Annotated in this window: 14 protein-coding genes; 11 read left to right on the top strand and 3 right to left on the bottom strand. The window is 62.1% G+C overall.

What is annotated here, in order from left to right; translation table 11 throughout:
* Positions 1–36 precede the first annotated feature (36 nt).
* Both ACIBG7_RS32895 and ACIBG7_RS32890 read left to right on the top strand, forming a co-directional pair.
* On the top strand, positions 37–777 hold the full coding sequence (locus ACIBG7_RS32895) for a helix-turn-helix domain-containing protein (protein WP_397338711.1): 741 nt from the start codon (positions 37–39) through the stop codon (positions 775–777).
* Between the two features lie 3 nt (positions 778–780).
* On the top strand, positions 781–1257 hold the full coding sequence (locus tag ACIBG7_RS32890) for an NUDIX hydrolase (protein WP_397338710.1): 477 nt from the start codon (positions 781–783) through the stop codon (positions 1255–1257).
* Here ACIBG7_RS32890 and ACIBG7_RS32885 read toward each other — a convergent pair.
* From ACIBG7_RS32885 to ACIBG7_RS32875, 3 genes are all read right to left on the bottom strand, one after another.
* Positions 1225–1692, bottom strand: a complete 468-nt coding sequence (locus ACIBG7_RS32885) for an HD domain-containing protein (RefSeq protein ID WP_397338709.1) — start codon at positions 1690–1692, stop codon at positions 1225–1227. The two genes, ACIBG7_RS32890 and ACIBG7_RS32885, sit on opposite strands and share 33 nt — an antisense overlap.
* A 166-nt stretch (positions 1693–1858) precedes the next feature.
* A complete protein-coding gene (locus ACIBG7_RS32880) occupies positions 1859–2311 on the bottom strand; it encodes a GntR family transcriptional regulator (RefSeq protein ID WP_397338708.1) in 453 nt (150 codons plus the stop codon).
* A gap of 14 nt (positions 2312–2325) precedes the next feature.
* Positions 2326–2670: a hypothetical protein gene (locus tag ACIBG7_RS32875; protein ID WP_397338707.1), complete on the bottom strand. Its 345-nt coding sequence runs from the start codon at positions 2668–2670 to the stop codon at positions 2326–2328.
* Positions 2671–2816: 146 nt separating this feature from the next.
* Here ACIBG7_RS32875 and ACIBG7_RS32870 point away from each other — a divergent pair, with 146 nt between their 5' ends.
* The 9 genes from ACIBG7_RS32870 to dpdD all read left to right on the top strand — a co-directional run bounded on the left by ACIBG7_RS32870 (position 2817) and on the right by dpdD (position 22490).
* On the top strand, positions 2817–3557 hold the full coding sequence (locus ACIBG7_RS32870; RefSeq protein WP_397338706.1) for an XRE family transcriptional regulator: 741 nt from the start codon (positions 2817–2819) through the stop codon (positions 3555–3557).
* A gap of 1052 nt (positions 3558–4609) precedes the next feature.
* Positions 4610–8020, top strand: a complete 3411-nt coding sequence (dpdE, locus tag ACIBG7_RS32865; RefSeq protein WP_397338705.1) for a protein DpdE — start codon at positions 4610–4612, stop codon at positions 8018–8020.
* Positions 8017–10623 carry a protein DpdF gene (dpdF, locus tag ACIBG7_RS32860; protein WP_397338704.1) on the top strand — a complete coding sequence of 869 codons (2607 nt, stop codon included), beginning with the start codon at positions 8017–8019 and terminating at the stop codon, positions 10621–10623. Before dpdE ends, dpdF begins: the two co-directional genes overlap by 4 nt.
* On the top strand, positions 10623–11558 hold the full coding sequence (dpdG, locus tag ACIBG7_RS32855; RefSeq protein WP_397338703.1) for a protein DpdG: 936 nt from the start codon (positions 10623–10625) through the stop codon (positions 11556–11558). Before dpdF ends, dpdG begins: the two co-directional genes overlap by 1 nt.
* Complete coding sequence (gene dpdH / locus ACIBG7_RS32850; protein ID WP_397338702.1) at positions 11542–14589, top strand: protein DpdH; 3048 nt, start codon at positions 11542–11544, stop codon at positions 14587–14589. The genes dpdG and dpdH overlap by 17 nt, the downstream gene beginning before the upstream one ends.
* Positions 14586–15296, top strand: coding sequence for a hypothetical protein (locus ACIBG7_RS32845; RefSeq protein WP_397338701.1), 711 nt, complete (start codon positions 14586–14588; stop codon positions 15294–15296). The genes dpdH and ACIBG7_RS32845 overlap by 4 nt, the downstream gene beginning before the upstream one ends.
* On the top strand, positions 15293–19777 hold the full coding sequence (gene dpdJ, locus ACIBG7_RS32840) for a protein DpdJ (RefSeq protein ID WP_397338700.1): 4485 nt from the start codon (positions 15293–15295) through the stop codon (positions 19775–19777). Before ACIBG7_RS32845 ends, dpdJ begins: the two co-directional genes overlap by 4 nt.
* Positions 19774–20286 (top strand): phospholipase D-like domain-containing protein DpdK, encoded by a 513-nt coding sequence (dpdK, locus tag ACIBG7_RS32835; RefSeq protein ID WP_397338699.1) that lies wholly within the window; start codon positions 19774–19776, stop codon positions 20284–20286. The genes dpdJ and dpdK overlap by 4 nt, the downstream gene beginning before the upstream one ends.
* Complete coding sequence (gene dpdD, locus ACIBG7_RS32830) at positions 20283–22490, top strand: protein DpdD (RefSeq protein WP_397338698.1); 2208 nt, start codon at positions 20283–20285, stop codon at positions 22488–22490. The genes dpdK and dpdD overlap by 4 nt, the downstream gene beginning before the upstream one ends.
* Positions 22491–22510 lie beyond the last annotated feature (20 nt).

Genomic DNA, 22510 nt, shown 5'->3' with positions numbered 1-22510 from the left:
ATGGCCACGTCCCCGGACGTCCTCTTGGCAGGTGACATGGCGAACGAGAGGCTACGAGCGGCCCTGTTGCAGCGCGGCGTGAGCATCGCCCAGCTCGCGGAGGCCATCGCGGTCGACCCGAAAACCGTCGAACGGTGGGTCACGAAGGGGCGAGCGCCGTACCGAAAGCACCGTTTTGCGGTGGCTTCTTATCTCGAAACCGAGGAGACGTACCTGTGGCCGGAGGCGCTGACCCGCGATCAGGTCGCCTCAGCCTCCGAGTCCGAGATCGTCACCGTCTATCCGCACCGCTGGGCAGTACCCAGGGACGTGTGGGGACGACTCTTCGCTGACGCGTCCGAAGAGATCGGCGTGCTGGTCTACAGCGGCCTTTTCCTCGCCGACGACGCCGGGATCGTGCGCATGTTCGGCGAAAAGGCCGACGCCGGCGTTCGGGTTCGAATCCTGCTCGGCGACCCGGACTGTCCTGAAGTAGCCCAGCGTGGAAAGGACGAGGGGATCGATGAGGGCATGGCCTTCAAGATCCGAAACGTCCTCGTCCTGTACCGGTCTTTGCGGGAACGTGACAACGTCGAGTTCCGGCTGCATTCCACGGTGCTGTACAACTCGATCTACCGGGCCGACGACCAGTTCCTCGTCAACACCCACGTGTACGGAGTGCCTGCAGGCAATGCCCCGGTCTTCCACCTTCGTAGGGTCGTCGGCGGGGATATGGTCACTACCTACGCAAACAGCTTTGAGCGAGTCTGGGACGGGGCCAGGCCGATAGGGTCCTGAGCCATGGCCAAGCGGATCGACTACTACGACGACCCCGACGCTCCCAAGCCCAACAGCCTGGTGCCGTCCGTGAACGTCATCGTCACGAACGGCGCGGGCGAGGTGCTGATGATCCGCCGCACCGATAACGACAACTGGGCCGTCCCCGGCGGCGCGATCGACTTGGGTGAGTCGATTCCCCAAGCCGCGGTGCGGGAGACGCTCGAAGAGACCGGCATCGCGTGCGAGATCACCGGCCTGGTGGGCACCTACAGTGACCCCCGGCACGTGATCCTGTACACCTCCAACGGCGAGGCCCGCCAGGAGTTCTCACTGGTCCTGACGGGCCGGGCGGTCAGCGGCGAACCCACGCCAAGCGATGAGTCCCGCGAGGTCCGCTGGGTCCCTCGCGAGCAGATCACTTCACTGCGGATGGACCGCTCGATGCGGATGCGGATCGAGCACTACCTAGCCGGCGCCGACCTGCCGTACCTCGGATAGCGCCGCCTCCACCGCCCGCACCGCGGACAGGATGCACGGCGTCGAGGCCGTGATCGACCGGCTGACCAGATGCTCGGGACCGTAGCGAGAGTGGATCTCGGCGAGCCGTTCCGTGACGTCGAGGTGCCGGCCGTCCGGACCGGTGGTCATGTCGCAGTAGGTCAGCGCCTGTACTAGCTCTGGGCGCTCTTCGTCGAACTCCGCGGTGAGTTCCACGAACAGGGCCCGCTCAAGCGCCTCGTTGACGGCGCAGGAGTGGTGAGCGACCAGGCGGCACAGCGTGTCGTCGGCCTGGTGAACGTCGCGCAGATAGCGCGCACCGTCCAGCGGATGGAACCCCGTGTCGACGAGGTTCGGCGCGTATCCGATGTCGTGCAGGTAGGCGGCGGCGGTCAGGGTGTCGGCCTCGTCGCCGAGGATGGAAGCCAGCGACATGGCGCGGGCTGCCACCCCTTGGGTGTGCGCCCAGCGCCGGGGAAGTGTCGTCGCAAGCAGGTCTTTGGCGAGGTCATGAGCCCATTCAGCTTGTCCCACGCTGTCCACGATAGGCATATCGCGTCGGGATTCATCCAGTACGCGCTGCAGGACGTCCTAGGACGTCTCACCTGCGCACGTACCGCCCGCGGCCGTGCTCGGCCACGATCAACCCTTCCTGCTGCAGGACCGCGAGCGCCTGTCGGACCGTGCTGCGCGAGACTCCATGAGCCCGCCGCAATATCGACTCGCTGGGCACTGCACCACCGGGCGCCAGTTCCCCGCGCTCGATCTGTCCGCGCAGCTCCCGGACGATGCCTTGGTACAGGTACGGCTCGTCCCTGGTCTTGCTCCCGCCGAGGACCAGCCGGCCTTTCGCGGGAATCGTCTGGATCAGCCCTTCCGCCTCCAGAACGGCCAGTGCCCGCCGTACGGTGTTGCGGGCGACGCCGAACTCCGCGGACAGCGCGGCCTCCGAGGGCATCATCGATCCTTCTGGGTACATGTTCATCTCGATCCGTTCTCTCAGCCGGTCGACGAGCTGCGTGTAGACCCGCCAACCGGTCAGCCATCTAGGCACTGTCGATCGACGTCTCAGAGGCCGTACGCGTCGGCGATCTTCTTGAGGTTGAAGCTGAGCTCTCCCTGTTCTCCTTCTCGCCAGCCCTGCTGAGCGGCCTGCCGGATGCGCTCGACCGCGGCGGGGAGGTCGAGACACGAAGTCCTCTCGTCCGGCTCGTCGCCCCAGTAGAACCAGCGGAACTGGAGGTGGACGTAGACGCGGCGAAGCGAGCCCGTCGCGTCGGGCAGTTCGACTCCCGGACGTCCGTCGTCCTCGATGAGGAACGCGGCGTCCACTCCGCATTCCACCAGCTCGTTCCGTAGCGCCGCCAGCAGCGTCTCCTCGCAGGCTCGCCGGCGTTCCTTGGTGCTGTTCATGACCGGGCTGTCCCTTCGTCGTCACGGTCTGTACGTTCGAGGTTCGCCCGCAGCCGGGAACCTTTACACCGCAACTCAGGGACGTCTAGGGACGTCTCGTGTTAACTTCCCAGGCAGAACGCCCGATCCCCTCGGGAGGTGCGCCCATGAACGACCATCTGCGGCAAGCCCTGAACAACGCCCGCCTTCAACCAGTGGACGTGGCCGCACATCTCGCCGTCGACCCCAAGACAGTTAGCCGCTGGATCAAGGGCCGCACTCCACACCCACGCCACCGGTGGGCCGTGGCCGACCTCCTGCACGTCGACGAAGCCGACCTCTGGCCCGACCTCGCCGAACCACGCCGCGCCATCCCCGAAGAGGTCCAAGCGATCTATCCCCACCGGTGGGCGGTTCCGCAGGCCGCGTGGCGACTACTCTTCCAGTCAGCGTCACGCGAGATCAGCATCCTCACCTACAGCAGCCTGTTCTTGGCCGAGGACACCGGGATCCTTCGCCTCCTGGCCGACCGAGCCCGCGCCGGCGTGAAGATACGCGTCCTCCTCGGCGACCCCGACGCTCCCCAGGTCGCCGCCCGCGGCACCGACGAGGGCATCGGCGCGGAGGTCATGGCCGCTCGCGTGAAGAACGCCCTCGTCCTGTACGGCACGCTGAGCGGTGTCGACAACGTTGAGATACGCATCCACGAGACGGTGCTCTACAACTCGATCTACCGGGCGGATGACGAGTTGCTGATCAATGCCCACGCCTACGGCACACCCGCAGCTCAAGCACCCGTCATCCACCTACGAGCCATCGATCCGCCGGCGGCCACAGCGACCTACCTTGCCAGCCTCGAAACCATCTGGGCGGCAGCCAGGCCATACACGCTCATGCAGCGAACGTGAGGGCGGCAAGTAGGCCAATCAAGATCGACTTAGTCACGCCGGTGGACTGAAAGCTAAATATCTGTACGTCATCAAGGGCAGCCCGCCGGCGGCGGTCTGCCGTGCGTCGGGCGGTCGCTGGCCGCGCTGCGGCTCTCCGGCCGGTCGCGACCAGCGCCGCCCACGCGCCTGCCACACAGCGGGGCCTGGACTGGACTAGTTGAAGGTCATCACGGCCATCGATAGCGCCAGGAGCTTTACAGGCACTGGCGCGAACTAGGAAGACGTTCGCCACTCAAGCCCCTGCCGGGGCGATGAGCGTAGGGAGAGGAGCTGGATTCGCATGAACCTAGTGGTATCCACTGCGCCTAAAGGTCTTGGGAGATCATGGACGGGTGAGGCGGGACGATCGCCGACTTCGGTACTCGCCATACGTGGTCGGGGCGATCGGCTGCCGCGGCCCTCCTACGTCAGGCCTTGCCACCGGATACCGGGGTTGCTGTGGTCCACGGTAAGGAGGGAAGCGCAGCAACACCGCTTAGTCATAGCCCTGATCGTCCCAAGGCGAGCAAGAGGGAAGGACCAGGTAAGGGCCGTCCTTCTCGGCGACACTAAGGGGCGCTCTCTGTATCGGACAGCCCTGAGATGACAAGGCACCGTTAGGAATACCAATTATGGCGCACCCATAACTCGTACTTGAGAGCGGCATAACGGTGCAGGAGGCCCCGGGTCGTGGTATATTGCGGACTTCCTGGTCGTCGGGAGCCGTGCGAGGGAGCCCCGAATGGCAGGACAGTCCTTGGAGAATGTCCTTTTTGGGGTTTGCCTTACGCTTGGCCATTTACACCGACCTTCTCACGCGATCCCAGAGGGCCGGCGAGGGTGTCACGGTTGGGCCGAGGGGGACGCATGGCGGCGGGCGCTGATCAGGGGCAGGAGTAAATGCGGGAGCAGTGTGGACAGGTGAATGTCAGCACCGACACACCTTCAGATCGTCGCGGGGCGTACTGCCCACGGCGGAGGGACGTCACTTGACGGATGAGGGTGTCCTGTGTCCCCTGTGCGGTTCCAGCATGGTGATGCGAGTCGCATCCCGAGGACGTAACGCAGGCAACTACTTTTGGGGTTGTTCACGCTTCCCGCAATGCCGCGGATCACGCAGCGCCGATGGTCACGTGAAGAACGTAACGACCACCCGTTCCGACGTGAAGAGTGGGAACGGTCCAGAGGCACGTAGCCGTGGCTCCCGGAGCACATCGTTGAACCGTGGCGACCTGCTCATGTCTAGCGCCAACACACTGGGGCCCGGAAAACTGGTGGGTCGAGACGGTGATGACTTGGTCCTCGAGTACTTCGACACTCCTGGACAGCATCCGGACGAGCGCCATCGCGAAACCGTCCCCAGGGCGAGCCTGAAGCGGTTCACTCTGGCTCCAGAACTCAGGGTTTTCTGGCTTGCTGACGATAGGTGGCGCTCGGGTCGGATCGTTGAAACCACAGCACAACGGGACATCTATGTGCGTGGACACGAATGGGAGGGTTATGTCACCGAAAAGGACCTGTACGTCCGCGGGGATCGCCCACTGACCGACCCTGTCGGTTTCGCAAGCACAGGATTGCTGGAGTCTCCTCTTCTGGCCGACATGCGTCGCCCCTTCCTGCAGAGCATCCTCGCGCAGCGCTCGGCGGCGCATGGCATGCGGGGGGCCCTGTCGAGCTGCATCGAACTCTACAAACATCAGATCGAAACGGCGTGGCGGGTATTGCAGGACCCAGTGCAACGGTATCTGCTGGCAGATGAGGTCGGCCTCGGCAAGACAATCGAGGCTGGTCTTGTTATCCGGCAATTACTTTTGGACAATCCGTATCTTACGGTGCAACTGGTTCTTCCGCCATTTCTCGTCGAACAATGGCGTCGGGAACTGATCAGCAAGTTTCGGGTTCACGATTTTCCGGATGCTCGGATAAATTTTGCTCGCGACGACGAACCCGACACCTGGGATCGCGCCGATCTGGTAGTGGTTGACGAGGCGCATAATCTTGCCCGCCTAGCGAATAGCGAGCAGAAGGAGTTGTCCGCTCGCTATGCTCGCCTCGCCGAGATCACGACCGTGAGTCCACGCCTCCTGCTGCTCTCAGCGACGCCGGCACTGCACAACGAAGAGGCATTCCTCTCGATGCTCAAGTGGCTCGACCCTGCTGTGTATCGCGAGACTACGGTCGAGGACCTGAGAGAGCTCCTGAAGGCCCGAGGTGGTCTCGGCCGACTGTTTCTCGGACTACGACCGGGACTGCCCGGTGTCCTGCTAAGGAATCGTCTCGCCGAGATCGATACAGCGTTTCCCGAAGACGCAGAAGTGACCGCCTTGGTTGCTAGGGCGAAGAAGACTATCGAGGAACGAGACCAGGACGCCCTATCCATGGCGATCGACTCGCTCCGCACACACATCTCCGAGGTGTACCGGGTCCACCGCCGCATGCTACGCACCCGTCGCACAACTGCCCTAGAAGGGTCCTACCGAGTCACCGGGCGTCTCCGCCCAGAGCCGATCTCCCTCGAATCGCCTATCGTCCTTGACGTAACTCGTCTTCTGGATAACTGGCGCCAGGAGGCCCTTGCGGCCCGCGAGTCCGACCAGGAGGCCCGCCGCGAGGCGGCGTCTGCCTTGGCGACCGCAGTCTCGCTGGCTCTGGATTCAGACGGACTCCGCCGCTGGGCGCGATCGCGAGTAGCAGCGACACAGGGTGAGCAGGACGCCCTCGATCGGATCGATAGCGACCTCCGTCTCGTTAGCCGTCAATACGGGATATCGCGCCCTTTGGTCGACGCACTGACCTATCGATTCGGGGCGCGTGAACGGGCGGTCGTCTTCTGCCCAACGCCAGACATGGCCACAGAAGTAGCCGAAGAACTCCGCAAACTGCTCCCGAACAACGTCCTCCAGCACGTGGCGAGCGATCCGCCCACTATGTCCGAGAAGGCTGTTCTAACCTTCGAACAGACCCGATCGGCGTCCATCCTCGTCGCTGACTCCTCCGCCGAGGAGGGACGCAACCTCCAGTTCGCCGACCTACTAGTCCACGTGGGCGTGCCACCGGGAGCGAATCGCCTTGAGCAGCGCATCGGCAGGTGTGATCGCTGGGATGTTCGTCGTGACGGTAGCGCCTGGCGTTCCTACTGGGTAGCGGAACCGGGGGAGACAGAGTCGTTTGCAGAGGCGTGGATGAGGATCCTCACAGAAGGATTCGGGCTTTTCGACAAATCCGTGGCCAGCCTGCAACGCGCGGTGGATCTGGCCACGGACACCGCATGGCAAATGTTGTTCGAGCAGGGCGTCGATGCAGTTGATGAGGCAATCGATACGGTTCGCACGATCCTGGATGATGAAGTTGAGCGCGTACGTGAACAGGATGCCCTGGACAGCATCGAGTCGCCCACCGACGAGCGATCTGTGTACGGTCAGATGATGGCTTTCGAGAATCAGGCATCCTCGTTCGCTGACCTCACTGATGCCCTGCTGTCCTCCCGGCGAGCCATCGGGAACCTCCGCTTCGAGCCTGTCGGTGATCCCGTGCACACGATAGGCGGCTATGAACCGATCGGAAAACTCCCCAGCGGGCAGGCCCAGATCCCACTCGTTCCTGCCTGGAGGCTTAAGCGCGATTTCGTACCACTCACTGGTCATCGTGGCACGTTCGTACGCACGGTGGCGGTCGAACATGAAAATGTTCGCCTTTACCGATATGGCGATCAGTTCATCGACGCAGTCTCCGACTTTCTTTGGAATGACGATCGTGGCCGTGCATTCGGCATGTGGCGCTGGCTTCCGGACTGGCCGCGCGAGGAGTGCCCTGTCTATCGCTTTGACTACGCCATCGAGGTGAACCCATTTGGGGCTACCAGCGAGGCTGATGAATTTCGTCGACTGGCGGCAACACTGACCGACGGGCGCTTCGATCGGCCATCGCTGAGGCGCCGAGCCGACGGGATATTTCCGCCTCTTATCGTTACGGTGTGGATGGACGAGGATGGAAATCCGCTCTCCGACGAACGACACCTTAACGCCCTACAAGCACCGTATGCGAAACCGATCACCGGTAGGGATGGAGGTGACTACGCCCTTAACCGGAAGCGGATCGAGCGCGCATACGAATTAGTGCCGGCCGAGAGATGGGGGCAACGCTGGCGATCGGTCGAGAACTCCGCTCAGCACCTGATTCGCGGCGACGACGTCGTGGTCCAGGCCCAGACGCGGGCGTTGGCGCTCGCGGAGGCCGACATGGCGACAAGACTTAACCAACTGAGGTTGCGCGCCGTGCGTTCAGACGGGAACGAGCGCGCCATTCTCGAAGAGGAGATAAGAATCGAATCCATGGTCGGTCAGGCTCTGACAGCAGCCGTCCGGATGCCTTTGCTCCGCCTAGACAGCACCGGTGTGGTCATTGTCTCGGGGCGCAGCTTCGAGCAGGACGGATACGCGTGACCGCTCAGTTTGACATCGTTCAGCGCATTCTTCTCGGGAACTCGGAGCCGACAAAACACCTCAGCGGACCGCACCGTCGACTCGTGGACGCGTGGCAGTCCAACGTGCCGGGGGCCGCGATCAGTGGTGACGTTGCGGCTTTGCTCGGTCAGGTGCTCCGCCACCAGGTAGGAGTCACCGGTCGGCGCAACCACGGACTGGAGATCGACCTTCACAAACGCGGCGTCGAACTAAACGCGCTCAAGCGAGCCAGCCTGTACGCAGAACGGTTTGGAGCCACCCGGCACATCGTTCGACTCGGCAATGTTTGGGCGCCCAGTTGGCTCCACGGCGATCCCCGCTGGATCGATCTTGCCTGCGCAAGCCCTGGCCCATATGTATTGGCCAACGGGACGAAAGTGCCTACCTACGCCCGCCCGGATACCCCGGTGCCGGTGGATCCCGCGTTGAACTCGATCGCTCCCGACATCGACCACTACCGTTCGCTCAGTCAGGCTAGTGCGATCCGAACCGCCGCACTGGCGGACCCAGCTTCCACCCTGCACGTGGTCCTGCCTACCGGCACCGGCAAGTCGATTGTCGGCTTGGCTCCCGGTCTGCTTCGTCCGGAAGGGACCACTGTCATAGTGGTGCCCACCACCGCCTTGGCCCTCGATCAGGAGCGCCAGCTACGGGGACGATTCCCAACGTCCGAACTCCCCCGAGAGTTGGCCTACTACAGTGATCGCGCCGAAGAAGAACGCGAAACTATCAAAGAACGCTTGCGCGATGGGACGCAACGGATTCTCCTCACCTCGCCCGAGGCTCTCGTTTCCGGACTCGCCTCCTTGCTCCGGACTCTGACGGCCTCCGGCCAACTCACCCACCTTGTCATCGACGAGGCACACCTGGTGCGCTTGTGGGGCCTTAGCTTCCGGCCCGAGTTCCAGATCGTCGCCTCCTTGGTAGGCGAACTCCGCGAAGTCGCGACAGGCGCCGGACATGCCCCACCACGCGTCACGCTCCTGAGCGCAACCCTCTCAGCATCCAGCCTTCTGCTGAACGATCAACTCTTCGCAGGCACCACCGACTCACTGTTCGTCGGTTCGACCTTCCTGCGCACCGAGTTGCGGTACCTCCTCGGCACCACGTCGTCGCCAACTGTCCGCATCGAACGCGTGGTTGAGGCGCTGCATCATCTCCCTCGGCCCGCGATCATCTACACCACCAAGAAGAGACCAGCCGAAATCATCGCCGGGCGCCTACGGGAAGTTGGCTTCGCCCGAACCGCTGTCTTCCACGGAGACATCGGTTCCGCCGAACGCCTCGACATCCTGCGCAGCTGGTCCGGCGACGGCGAACCGACATCAATAGACGTCGTGGTCGGCACCAGCGCCTTTGGCCTCGGCGTCGACCAGAGCGACGTACGCACGGTGATGCACGCGTGTGTCCCCGCCTCAGTCGACCGCTTCTACCAAGAGGTCGGCCGCGCCGGGCGGGACGGCCATGCCGCGCTCTCTGTATGGCTACCCGCCGACTCCGACACCAGCGAGGGCCGGCAAATCGAGACAACAACCTTGATCGGGAACACGAAGGCGTGGAACCGATGGGTTGCCATGCGCTCGCACCGTATGCATTCAAATAGGGCGGCCGGAGGCCTGATCCTGGACACCGGCGTCGTACCTGAGCACAACGAATATCCCTCAGACTCCAACCAGTTATGGAACCGCAACACACTGGTTCTCATGGAGCGCGCAGGCCTCATCACTATCGAGAGGATGGCCCCTCCGACGATCGAACGCGCACCTGACGAGTCCGAGGAATCGTGGAAAGCACGGCTCAATGCAGAGTGGGCCACCTTCATACGCCAAGTCCTGGTACGGCTTCGCCCTAATGTCGCCAACCTAGACCGGCAAACCATCGAAGCTGCCCTACAGCGGGTACGCACAGAGATCAAGGAATCCGAATCAGCCTCAATGGCGCGAGTGGCCCGCCTACTGGCGAGAGACGACTGCTGGGGGCATGTGCTCAGCGAGGAATACTCCTACACAAACATAGGCACTATGCACGCGTCCCAGACCGTTTCGCCAGCGTGCTCAGGGTGTCCTGCGGACAAGCATATTCATGAACCCAACTTTCGGGCCGCGCGTCCACTCGTTGCGGAAGCATTCGTACCTGACCTCGACAGGAGGACCAGTTCGGCGCTGGAGGCTCTGGCAATCGGCCATCGCAGCCTCGTGGTGACATATGCCGATGGACGCCTTCGCAGCACACTGAGCAATCTCGTCCAGGCATGCGTCACCAATGGCATACGCGGCATCGTCGCCTCAGCGACACTGCTGGCGCTCCCAGCGATAAGCACAGCATCACGGTTCGCCGACGAGGGCATGGTGGCCATGGAGGCAATACGTACACGCGGAATACCTACTCGTCTGTCGGTACCGAGCCTCATCTTGATCGACCACGGGGATACGCCTCCTACATCATGGCTCGCTCCAACAAGCGGCCCACTACGAGTGGTGGTAGTACCCGAAAACATGCACGACCCGGCATATCCGGACGAACTTGTCAAAAATATCCGGAGCCCGCACTGGAACATCGATGACTTCCTCAGGAGACTCTGATGGCTGTCCTGAACCCGCCGCGAAGCCTTCCTGGCCTCGGTCGTGCCATCATCAACTTCCTCATCGAGTCCAGGCGTCCCTGGACCGAGGAAGAGTTGGTTGAGGTGTTCAAGCCGCCAGGGCTGAACGACAGCAGCACTGCGCCTGACGGCATCAGGAACACTCTGCTCGCCTTTCGGACAATCGGGATGCTCTCCCTCGACAAGTCCGGCGTGATCACTGTGACCGACACCGCCACCAACAGCGGTACCACGCAGTCGCCAGCGAAGTTCCGTCGTGCACTACAGATGCATGCTCTAAATCTAGATCGAGACGGCGACCCCTGGCGTACGGTCACAGGTGAGGGTCATACAAGTGGCGCACGCGACCTGGCTCGCGCACTCTCCTGGTTTCTCGCACAGGACGCACTCGGACGTCCCCTGTCGTGGGCAGACAACGTCCAGACGCTGCAGCAGGCTCAGTTCCCCGGCCAGAGCAACGAGACTTGGGCTATCACGAACGATACGCGGTGGGGCGCATTCGGCCGTTGGGCACTGGCGCTTGGCATGGCCTCGCCCTCACCCGTACGAGCGAAACCGGGGCTCGTACCCCTGCCTATCATCGCAATCGACGACGTACTGGATGAACTGCCGGCCGGGCAGATCCCGATCGGCGACTTCCTCAATCGCCTGGCGACCAAATTGCCCGTTCTTCACGGTGGTCTTGTCCGCGTTTCTCTTACCAGGTCCTTGATCGGCGCAGACCCTGATCCAGGCGTCGCACAAGACTGTGTCGACAGTTCTGTGGGGCAGGCGCTGCGTGTCCTGGAGGACCGCGGTCGACTGGTATTAGACACCCTGCCTGACGCTGATGGTGTCCGCCTCTCGCGGTTCGACAGCAGTCGCCGGACACACGTCACCCTGTTTGGAGGAGGAAAATATGAGTTGGCGGGGTGACCTTCCTGTTGCGTGCTGGAGGGCCGATGAGGCGTCGGCGATCATTCCCGTGGAGGCGGAGAGCACTTCAGATGGGGTGTTCCTCGCAACGCATACTTCGATTCCGATCATTCGACGCGATCAAGTGGACAGCGCCGTCGGCGGCACCGTCGTCGACGAGCAGTCCCTGTTGCGTGCCGTCCAGGAGCTGCCAGAAGACCAGCCCATCATTCCGATCCTCGGAAAGTCGGGTACGGGGAAGTCGCATCTGGTTCGCTGGCTCCGGGTCAACTTGAAGACTACGGACAAGACCAGGCTGATCTTTGTCCCGAAGCATCGGATGTCGCTCCGCGGGATCCTTGAACTCATTCTTCAACATGCCACTAGTAAGCGGGCCGAGGAGTTGCGCGCCAGGGTGGCCACTGCCGTCGACGCCGCCTCGGACGAGACCGAGGCACGACTCCGCCTGCGCAATGCTCTCGCCGTCCTCGTAGAGACTCGGGGGGCACGCAAGGACGGCACACCCGAAGAGAACGAACTTCGCGAATATCTTGCCTCGCCAACAGGCCTGCCGGCCCTACTCGGTGATCCCGTGTTCCGCAACCGTCTCCTTGCCGATGATGGCCTCATCGCACGCCTGGTGCGGGAGAAACTCTCCGGCAAGGGCACAGAGGACAAAGAGGATGCCTTCGGATTCAGCGCAACGGACCTAAACCTTTCAGTCGATGACGTCAGCAAGGCCGGCGCTGATGCTGCAAGTGTTGCAGGAGTGCTGACCAGCGACGTGAGCTTGCGCGATCTTGCAGCGAAGATGCTCAACGAGCAGCTCGGACCTGCGGTCAGTGAGGTCTTCGGAATTGGGGGGGATGACCTCAAACAACTCCTCGTCGAACTACGCCTCGACCTACGCGAGCAGGGACTTGAACTACTCCTCCTCATCGAGGATTTTTCAATCTTTCAGGGAATCCAGGGTGGACTCATCGACGCAATCACCCTCATCCCGACCGCAGATGTCGCCCTATGCCCGATGCGTGTAGTCATGGCCGTCACAACTGGTTACTTCGTCAATCAGATGCCGGAGACGGTGTACACGCGCACGTACAAAGTCTTCGATCTCGAACTCCCAGCGGACAGGAAAGCGACGTTCGACCCCACGGGATTCGCCGCCCGATACCTCAACGCGGTGCGCGTCGGTTCCCAGATCATCGACGAAAACCACCATGGCCGACTGCCGGTGCCGAACCACTGCAGCCAGTGCCCAGTTCAGGAGAAGTGCCACCGGGCGTTTGGCCAGGTCAACGATATTGGTCTCTTTCCGTTCAGCAAAACTGCGCTCGACCTGGCTATCCGAAGTCAGTCCAGGGACGGTGGCTTCGTCGCTCGCGACGTTCTGACCCGCGTTCTGCGCCCGGTACTTCACCGTGACCAAATCGAACTGGACGAAGGCCGCTTCCCGAGCGCTGGGTTCGAGAACGACTTTCGCGCCGGCGCGCTGGACATCCTCAACAACATCGAGGATCAGGTCCGACTGGGCACGCCGGGCGACCCCGAACTCTCCCAACGCCGCGTCCGGATGGTCCGCTTCTGGGGTTCGGGCAACGGGCCCCAGAATCTCGACCCGACAATCCATGACGCGTTCGGCATCCCTCCCTTGGACGGACTCGACACTGCCCCGGCACCCTTAGGGCAGTCTCCGGGTAGACAGGAAGACCGCGGGCAGCACAACGCCGAACTGGCCACCCCCATACCTTCCGCGCAGTCGCCAGCGCCGACGCAGGAGCCGCATCTGGTCCGGGCCGTCGACCGCTGGCATACCACTGGAGACCTCAATCAGAGCGACCGCAACAGCCTCAGAAACATCGTGCATGCCGCTGTCACGGCTTATCTGGGATTCGAAGACGGATACGGTGGCGACGGTTACTGGACCAGCGGAAAGAAGGAACTCTCGCCGTCCTTCGATGCGACGAACTCGATCGCGTTGGACGACAACAGACTGCAAAAGGCGCTCATCCCGATTGACCGCACCAACGACGAGGATGTCCGTGTGCTCCGAGCACTCGCATGGGTGAACGAGGCGGGATCCTGGGTTACCGTTCCGAACGGGGAGCTACTCCAGCGCCTATGTGTGGAGAAGGTCCGGACATGGGCGGCACGCGTCTCCGTTTCTCTCCTTCCTCAGGAGCAGCGTGATGAGCCCGAACTGGTCCGCCTCACCCATACCCTGCTGACGGTCAGCAAGGCCCTCGGCATCTCCGACGCTTACAAGCCTGACCCACTCAGCCGGGTTAAGGCGATCTTCGCCTCGCCCCCGAAGCTCGCGGACGCAGCCGTACGACCTCAACTGCGACGGTGGCAGGATCGCTTCATCGGCACCGAGCAGAAGCCAGAGCGAGAGTTGCTCCAACAACGACTGCTCCGCATGGCGTCTTATAGTCAAGGCTCAGGCGGCAAGCCACTAGCCCTCGATCTCCCCCGTCTCCTCCGCGCCGTTCGCACCAACGCCAACACAACGTGGTCCGAGCAGGACACCAATTTCATCACCCCACTGGTGGACAGCGTTCAGATCCGAATCGCAATGTTGGAGCCCTTGCTCAAGGAAGCCTTGGATTTGATGCCGAATGTGGGCGATCTCGGGGGGGAGATTGCTGAGGTCGCCAAAGCGCTCAACACTGTGGTCACTGAGCGGTCACACGTGGGCGATCTTCCAGCTTCGATCGACGTGCCGGCCCTCACCGGTGCTGCCAAGGCGGTGAAACCCGGCGATCTCAAGAAGGTGGAGGGCATCAGTGAGAGACTGCGAACCTGGGACGCTCTCACTGCGGACGAGCGTCTTCACCTGGTGACTTCGGATTGGGAAGGGTCAGCGGTGCGAATCCGAAACTGGCTCAACCCAACTCTGGCCGCCGTGGCGGCGTTGGAGCAGAAGCTGAAGGCGGGATCTGCCTCTGAGGCACAGCGCGAGCACGTCGAGGCGCTCAATCGTCTGGTTGCCGGACTGAAGACCTTGAGCCGTGAAATCGCGAACGTGACCGGCCCCGAGGAGACAGCATGACTCTCATCGAGCAGGTCCAGCGACTACGTGTGGCGGCTGCAACTGCTGACGACGAGAACTCAATCAAGCGCCGTACCGGCGAGTTGGTGACCTTAGCCGAGCAGGTCGAGGCATACATCGAAACAGTTCGACAGTTGGCCAACGGCGTGGCCGAACTCCGCGCGGCCGGGGTCAGCATCGACTCCGACTTGCCTCAAAGAGCAACGCAGGTGATCGCTACGCTCCAGGCCCTCACCGGCGCACTGCCTGGCCAGACCGTTGACGCGCCACTGGACGAGGCGAGAGCGCGACTCAAGGCCGTCCAACCGTTCGTGAAGCTTCTTCGCCAGTCCGTCGAGGAAGCATGGGCAACATTGCGAAGCCGTGAAATACCGGCGATCAATGAGGATCTTGTCGCTACGCTAGCCAGGAGCGGCATTGAGGTCGAAGACATCCATATCGAGATCGAGAAGGCGCAGAGCGTGCTCGCTATCCTAAACAACCGCGCTGTTCCCGAATTGGGGGACGTCGCAAAGTTGTCCAGCGCGTTGGGGACTCTCCGGTCCTGCGGTGAACGGATCAGTAGACTCGTCGACCCAACCCTCGCCAAAGTGATCTTGAACGCTCAGGGGACAACAGGGATGCCTTTGAGTTCCTTCACACCCGAGGTTCTGGCCGGCCTGATGAGGCTGGGGATCCTCGATCGCTTCTGGGTGCGACTCCAGTGACGCCCCAGAAGATCGAGCGCAAGATTCTCGATGTCCTTGAGGCACACGAGGACCCACTCCTGTCCTGGGGCGTCGTCGACGGCGGGTTCACTGACGACGAACTACACGCACTGGTCGACCTCGTGCTGAACGAGTCGGGCGCACTCACCGCGGCCCAAGACGTGATCGATGCGCTCGACCACAAGGGCATGATCATTCGTGATGCCGCAGCTTCACCGCCACGGTGGCGTACACGAAACGGGGAGGCACTTCGCCTCCTTGCCCGACTACGCCAGATATTTCTCTCCGCCGACCCATCGGTGGCCTGGCGGCAAGGCACCCCACTCATCGCCGACTTCCGCTACGCGCGACGGTCGCGTGCGTACCCCCGACGCGACCAACCCAGAGAGGCAGTCCTCGAAGGAACAGGTGGTGTCCACAACATCTACCGTCAAGTCATCGACGCGATGACCTTCTTGGACGGCAAGCACCACGACCTCAGCGGGTTCCAGGTCCGCGCCACCCGCCAAATAATGACTGCACTGCAGTCGAACATCACCACGGCCACGGTCGTGGGTGCCGGCACCGGAAGCGGCAAGACACTCGCTTTCTACCTGCCGGCCTTTGCCTACCTGACAGGGCTCCAAGACCAGTCCGTGTGGACCCGCGCACTGGCCGTATATCCCCGCAACGAACTGCTCAAGGACCAACTCAACACAGCATTTGCGCACGCCCGGCGACTCGATTCGGTCTGGATTGAGACAAATGGACGGCCGATGACCATTGGGGTCCTTAATAAGGACACCCCCCACACCCTGAAAGCTCTATCCGCCTCCTACTCGACGTGGACAAAGCATCCCCAGGGATTCAGGTGCCCCCACTTCACGTGCCCCGGCGACGGCTACGCCATCTGCGGCGGCACGCTTTTCTGGTCCCATCAGGACGTCCAGTGGAAGATAGAGCGTCTTACCTGTGGAACTTGTGGTGGAGCATTTGATAACGGCAGGCTCGTTCTGACCCGTCAGCAGATGACCAAGCAGCCACCTGACGTGCTGTTCACCACAACGGAGATGCTCAACCGGGGACTCTCCGACCTCTCGCTACGGCAACTGTTCGGCGTCGGCGTGCCCAAGAAGCCGCGCTTGATGTTGCTCGACGAAATCCACACATACAACGGCACCACCGGGGCTCAAGCAGCTCTGGTTCTGCGACGCTGGCACCACGCCCTGCACAGCCCAGTCACCTTCGTTGGGCTCTCCGCGACGCTCTCCAACGCTGTGCGCCATATGGGCGATCTGACCGGTGTCGATGACGAGTTAGTCACCAGCATCGAACCAGGCGCGGATGAGATGGACTACGAGGGCGCCGAGTACATGATCGCGGTGCGTAGCGATCCGACCAGCGGTGCATCAGTCCTGTCGACAACAATCCAGACGGCGATGCTCTTGCCACGAGTCCTTGACGAACCCAGGACCCGAACATCGGACGGGCTACTCGGGACCAAGGCGTTCGTCTTCACCGATGACCTCGACGTAGCCAATCGACTGTACTCCTATCTCCTTGACGCGGAGGGGCAAGATCTCCGGAATGACCGCGTCCGGCAGTCCAAAGCGCCGCTGGCATCGATGCGACGTACCGGACAGGGGGACCTCACCGGGCAGCGACGCGCCGGACAGGTCTGGGACCTTCCACTGAAGCTGGGGCACAAACTCGATGGCACAGGGCTCAAAGTAAGCCGGACCACCTCTCAAGATGCTGGGGTGGACGTCGAATCCCAACTGGTGGTTGCAACCGCCTCGCTCGAGGTCGGCTTCGACGATCCGAATGTCGGCGCCGTGCTTCAGCACAAGGCACCACGTGGTGTCGCTCCATTCCTCCAGCGCAAGGGACGTGCCGGGCGAAGCCGAGCAATGCGCCCGTACACGGTTGTAGTGCTTTCTGACTATGGACGGGATCGCGTCGCCTACGAAGCCTGGGACACGCTCTTCGATCCAGTGCTGCCCGCACTAGTACTCCCAATCCGCAACCGCGCCGTGCTCCGCATGCAAGCAACCTTGGCGATGCTTGATTGGCTCGCGGAGCAACTCCAAGCGGCCCACCCTCGTGCGAACCTCTGGCGTGACTTGAAGGGACTCACGGATCCCAAGTACCCAGACAATCGGAGGATCCAGGAAAGCGCTGCTACCGTTCTGCGCAGCCTTCTCCGCAATCCTGACCGGCAGCGCAGTCTGCGCCTCTGGATCCAAGGTGCGCTCCAGGTCCCAGAAAACCTCGCCGCAGAGATCCTCTGGCACCCGCCGCGGCCCCTCATGCTCGCTGCCGTGCCAACACTGGTGCGACGACTCGAGACCGAGTGGTCGGTGGCCGGCCCAGACCGATACGTCAAGGGCCAGGACTCAATGGGAGACAATCCGCTTCCCGACTTCTTTCCCGTGAATTTGTTCAGCGAACTCGCCCTCCCAGAGGGGTACGTCATTGTCCCTCCCCAGCAGCACTGGGAAAAGGAAGAATTTCACGCGATGGGGTTGGCCCAAATGCTCCGCGAATATGCTCCGGGGCGGGTGTCTCGGCGATTCGCGACCCGCAACCTTGAGCAGCGCCATTGGGTTCCGATTCCTTACGGTGCGCGCGAGACCATCATGGATCTCGGACCTGTCCTTCCGGTGTTCCACCGTCAGGACGTGGCAACCGTCGAACTCCGCGGGACTCCAGCGAAGATCCCTATTATCCGGCCCGATCAATTGCGACTCAGTATCACGCCAAAGGAGATTAAGGATACCTCCAACGCAAGCATGGTCTGGCGATCGCAGTTCCTCGAAAGCGGCCCCGGACTGGTTGCCCGAATCCCTCGCTCAGATCCCATCGGCGCACTCATTGATGAGGCGCGCTTCTTCCTGCATGCGCAGAACGCTCACGTCGAGGTCCGTCGCGTTGCGATTGAGTCAGAGGCCAGTTTGGTTTTCGACCAGGGCCGCGAGGCAAGAGTCCGGGCACAGTTCTCACTTGAGGGTGAGCATGTCGGTCTCGGAGCGACGTATGACGTGGATGGACTTCGCCTGACGATCACTCTCCCAGAAATGATCAGCCCTCCGACTGACGCCGAGCCAGCACTGCGCAGCGCCTGGTTTAAACACCTACTGGTGAACGACCCGAAATTGCTGGAACAGGTGAACAGGTTCCAACTGGAATGGCTGCACCAGACCATTGAATGCATGCTCCTCATGTCAGCCGTCGCAGAGGACACGTCACTCCCGGACGCCTACCAGGCAGTGCGCGCGTCCTTCTCCACCCGGTTGACAGACACTTTGAACGCCATGTTCCGCAGTTCCGGTGTCGAGGAAGCCGAGAGCGCCGCAGTCAACCGGATGGCTGAGCGTCTGAAAAAGCTGCTCGCTAACCAGGACGTGGTCGCTCGCCTGGACCAGTTGACCGAGCAAGTCTGGAACCCTTCCCCAGAGCAGTTCCAGTCCTGGCTGCGCCAGCGCCTCCTGGCCACGCTCGGGCAGGCTGCCTTGTGGGCAGCGCGAGAGATCTGTCCCGAGCACGATCCCGAGGGAATCCTCGTCGACATCGAACCCGGATACGAACTCGACGGCACCCTGCGGCATGGCCAGGTCTGGTTGACCGAAGCAACGATCGGCGGCGGCGGCTTCATCGAAGCGCTAGCAGCTCGGGTACGCCCGGATCCGCGGCGTTTCCTCCGGCTGATCATGAGAGCAGTCCAGCCTTCTACCAACGAACTAGTCGACGCGCATATGCGGCGAATCGTGCGCTACGCCACCGAGCGTAACGACTGGCTCTCCCTTATCGCGGACTTCCGCGGGTCGGTGACACAGGCGCAACGGGTGCAGAGCTTGGACCGGATCCGCACAGAGTTGCGGCACGCAGGAATCTACGGCGCCGAACAAGCCGTAATTTCAAGCTTGGCGAACCGCCTGCTCCGGCCAGGTTCAAGCGCATATACCGACCAGGCGCTACGCACCCTCATTGACGAGTGGGAGACCGAGGAGCAGCGTCTGGGCGTGGAAATTCCTCCGCGCACCTGGGCATATCTGATGCACCATCGGCACGACTTGGATGCGGGGCTAAACCTCTCGGCGAACTCAACAGAGCGGCAACGAATCGACGCTATCCAAAGTGTGCTCTGGCCACGCGGTTGGGCCGTACGAGCCGATGCGCTGCAGTCGTGGAACCCCTATGTAGAAAATCTACCAGCTGCGCCCGATCTGCTCCGACGTCTCTTCACACCCACGGAGGAAGCGATCAGGGTAACTGATGCCAACGCAGACGAGATGATCCGTTCCCGTCTGGTCTCACAGGGTTCGGCGCAGTTGGTCGCGACGCCCGAGGAAGCCCCCGTGCTGGCGAAGGAGTTGGTCGACCTGTCGGATCGCGCCATTGAGACGGACTTTCTCCAGGTGTACCCACGGATCGTGGAGATCGACCACTACCCGGACGGTAGCGTCGTGGTCTCGCTCGAACTTGCCGAGGTGTCGGCATGAGAAGGATCACGACCGCTGGTGCAGGTGAAACCCGACTGCTCAACGATCTGATCCAGAATCTGCTGGTGACCGAACTCTTGGCCCCGTCGAGCCAGCTTTTGGTCCTTTCCCCCTGGGTTTCCGACATCGCCGTGATCGACAACGCGGCGGGGCAGTTCAAGAGCGTGCTCCCCGGGTTGCCCGCCCGGCCGATACGACTGACGGAGGTGCTCGTAGAACTTGCTCGACGCGGCACTGATGTCCAAGTGGTCATACGCGACGACCCGCGTAACACGATCACGAGACAGCGCCTCACCGAGCTCGCCCCGGTCGGACCACGACCCACGCTAGTGCTTCGCAACGCCCTGCACGACAAGGGTATCCTCAGCAGTCGCTTCCATATCCATGGTTCGATGAACTTCACCTACTTTGGCCAGACAATGAACGAGGAAGGCGTCACCGTCGTGTCTGACCCCGATCACATCGCCCGAGCATGGGTCGACTATCAGAACAGGTACCAACTGTCATGAGCGTCGATTTCAAGGCATTCTTCGGCACGGGCAACGACATCAGGCCCACTGAGGTGGAGGCGGACGACCAAATAATCCTCGAGAACTTCATGAATGCTATCGAACGACGCCAGATCGGGTTCTTGCCGCGGAGTTTCCGCGGCCGCCTATGGTGGTATGCGTTCGCGCCGACTCAGCGCCAACAGCGCGAGATATTAAACCTCCTCGACAGTTGGATAGGCCCGACCTTCAGCGACCTTGCTCGTGTTCGAGGTGCTCTCGACCCCACCGATCCGTTCGACGCCGCGCTGCTGAAGTCGCCTGTGCAGCCACTGCGCTTCGAGGTTCTACCGCGGTCGAAGCCGCATGCGAGGCGCTCACGCAGACAGGTACGCGACAGCCTGCTGATCATGAGCCGTCTCCTCAATGGCAGGCCACCGTCGGAGTTGGATGCTCCTAGAACCACCGTGGAGGTACTCGACGACCTTGGGCACGCCATCGCTGCCCAAGACCGCGGCGTCGCATTAGCATGTCTCCGCGAACTCGAGGCGACGGCCGACCTCGACCAAACGAACCTGGCTTTTCTTCGCCTGCGCGCATTCGCCGGTTTGCAGGACTGGAAGGCCCTCCTCGCGGATAGAGACCTCGACCACGTACTCGCCATGCGTCGACCGCTGGGGATCACCCAGGCGATACAGCAAGCGGTCTATGCCACACGGTTTGCCGCTCATGACGCAGAAGGCAAGGAGCACGAACTACTCGACGCCGTCACCACACTCCCCCCATTTTTCCGACCGCTATTCTCGAGCACACCCCCTACAACTCGTGCCCAAGTCGTCGTCGAGTTTCTTATCGCGATAGAGAGCGGCGCCGACGACAGAATAGGCCGACTTCTGAGCGAGGCCGGCGCGATCGAGTCTGGCCTACCCGATCATTTGCGTGCGGTGCTTCGAATACACCGGACACAAATAGCCGAGCAGTCGGTCGAAGTGACCAAACCCGTCACGTCGATGCAGCCCGCAAGTCCAATCGAATCGCCACTCGAACGGGCGACCAGGCTTATGCTTCGGGGCGAACTGCAGGCGGCCTTGGACCTCGCGTTTACGTTGAAGCCTGGGCTTGAGGCTACCCACCTCCTCCTGGCCTGCGCCCGCGAACTGCAAGCGCCGGAGCAGGCAACTTTGGTGGCCGACTACCTCTCCGGGCATGATCTACGCAAACTGGTCGACAAGGCCGGGGCACGTCTACGTAGCGATCTTGCATGGCTGGATGAGTTCACCCAAGGCCGGCCGCAGCTGGGATGGCGAGCCTGGTTCGAATCACTAGACCATGACGATGACGCGACGGTCATGGCCATCGGCCCAGAAACCACCGACGGGTGGGCCCCTCTAACTGACGACGCACTAACTGACCTGCTTGTCAACGCTTCCGATCACGCACTCGGAAAGCTCGGTGAATTTGGTGGTCAGTTCATGGCGGCGCACCGCGATGTCTTTGTCGCGGATGGGGCCGCAGGGCTCAGCGAACGTGTTCTCGCTGGACTCGCTATGAGTGAAAAGAACTCAACTGGCGTCCGAGTCCAGACCCTGGCACTGCTGGACTATCTGCTGGCTGCTAACCCCGACCCGAAGGTGTTCGCCACGACGCTGGAATGGATCGGTCTCATCGTCAAGGCGAACATCTCCGCTGTGACCACCACCTGGGCGATCGACGTGCTTCAGGCAGCGACGGTTACTCCGGCGGCGGCGACAAGTGCTACAACAGCGCCGTTCTTCTACGAGATCATGGAGAAGGTCAGGCCCTTCAAATCAGCGCTGAACTTGACTGATCTAGAGGCTATCAAGATAGTCGCCAGCGAATTAGCACTCGGCGTGCCGAAGGACCTACTCACTGAGCAGGCCGAGGACGCCGACCCCAGTGCGCCTTATCGCTATCTGAAGGACTCTAAGGTGGTGCTTTACTCCCTAACCGAGACGGCCACTACTCGCGCGGCACAGATACTCCGCACCCTGGTGCCCGGTATCGACATCGAGACGAGCGCCGAACACGACGGCAGCAGCAGACTCGCCGCCCAGGCGGCCAATGCTGACGTATTTGTCGTGGTGACAGCATCAGCGAAGCACGCCGCTACGGACTTCATCAATGCCAAGCGAGGTGGGAGACCGGTAGTGCTCGTCAACTCTCGCGGCTCGTCCGCCATTTTACGTGAGCTCGCTGAAGGTTGAGCGGCCGAGAAAGGCCGCTA

This window comes from Nonomuraea sp. NPDC050328 (assembly GCF_044459405.1).
Lineage (GTDB): Bacteria > Actinomycetota > Actinomycetes > Streptosporangiales > Streptosporangiaceae > Nonomuraea.
Note: the sequence above shows the minus strand (reverse complement) of the source record. Positions and strands in the feature narration are given on the sequence as shown.

What these genes read in the sequence shown, in the direction of transcription:
- dpdH (WP_397338702.1), top strand. Translation starts at nt 11,542, where the DNA reads ATGAGTTGGCGGGGTGACCTTCCTGTTGCGTGCTGGAGGGCCGATGAG.
- ACIBG7_RS32870 (WP_397338706.1), top strand. Translation starts at nt 2,817, where the DNA reads ATGAACGACCATCTGCGGCAAGCCCTGAACAACGCCCGCCTTCAACCA.
- ACIBG7_RS32890 (WP_397338710.1), top strand. Translation starts at nt 781, where the DNA reads ATGGCCAAGCGGATCGACTACTACGACGACCCCGACGCTCCCAAGCCC.
- dpdK (WP_397338699.1), top strand. Translation starts at nt 19,774, where the DNA reads ATGAGAAGGATCACGACCGCTGGTGCAGGTGAAACCCGACTGCTCAAC.
- ACIBG7_RS32895 (WP_397338711.1), top strand. Translation starts at nt 37, where the DNA reads ATGGCGAACGAGAGGCTACGAGCGGCCCTGTTGCAGCGCGGCGTGAGC.
- ACIBG7_RS32875 (WP_397338707.1), bottom strand. Translation starts at nt 2,670, where the DNA reads ATGAACAGCACCAAGGAACGCCGGCGAGCCTGCGAGGAGACGCTGCTG.
- dpdD (WP_397338698.1), top strand. Translation starts at nt 20,283, where the DNA reads ATGAGCGTCGATTTCAAGGCATTCTTCGGCACGGGCAACGACATCAGG.
- ACIBG7_RS32845 (WP_397338701.1), top strand. Translation starts at nt 14,586, where the DNA reads ATGACTCTCATCGAGCAGGTCCAGCGACTACGTGTGGCGGCTGCAACT.
- dpdE (WP_397338705.1), top strand. Translation starts at nt 4,610, where the DNA reads ATGGTGATGCGAGTCGCATCCCGAGGACGTAACGCAGGCAACTACTTT.
- ACIBG7_RS32885 (WP_397338709.1), bottom strand. Translation starts at nt 1,692, where the DNA reads ATGTCGCTGGCTTCCATCCTCGGCGACGAGGCCGACACCCTGACCGCC.
- dpdG (WP_397338703.1), top strand. Translation starts at nt 10,623, where the DNA reads ATGGCTGTCCTGAACCCGCCGCGAAGCCTTCCTGGCCTCGGTCGTGCC.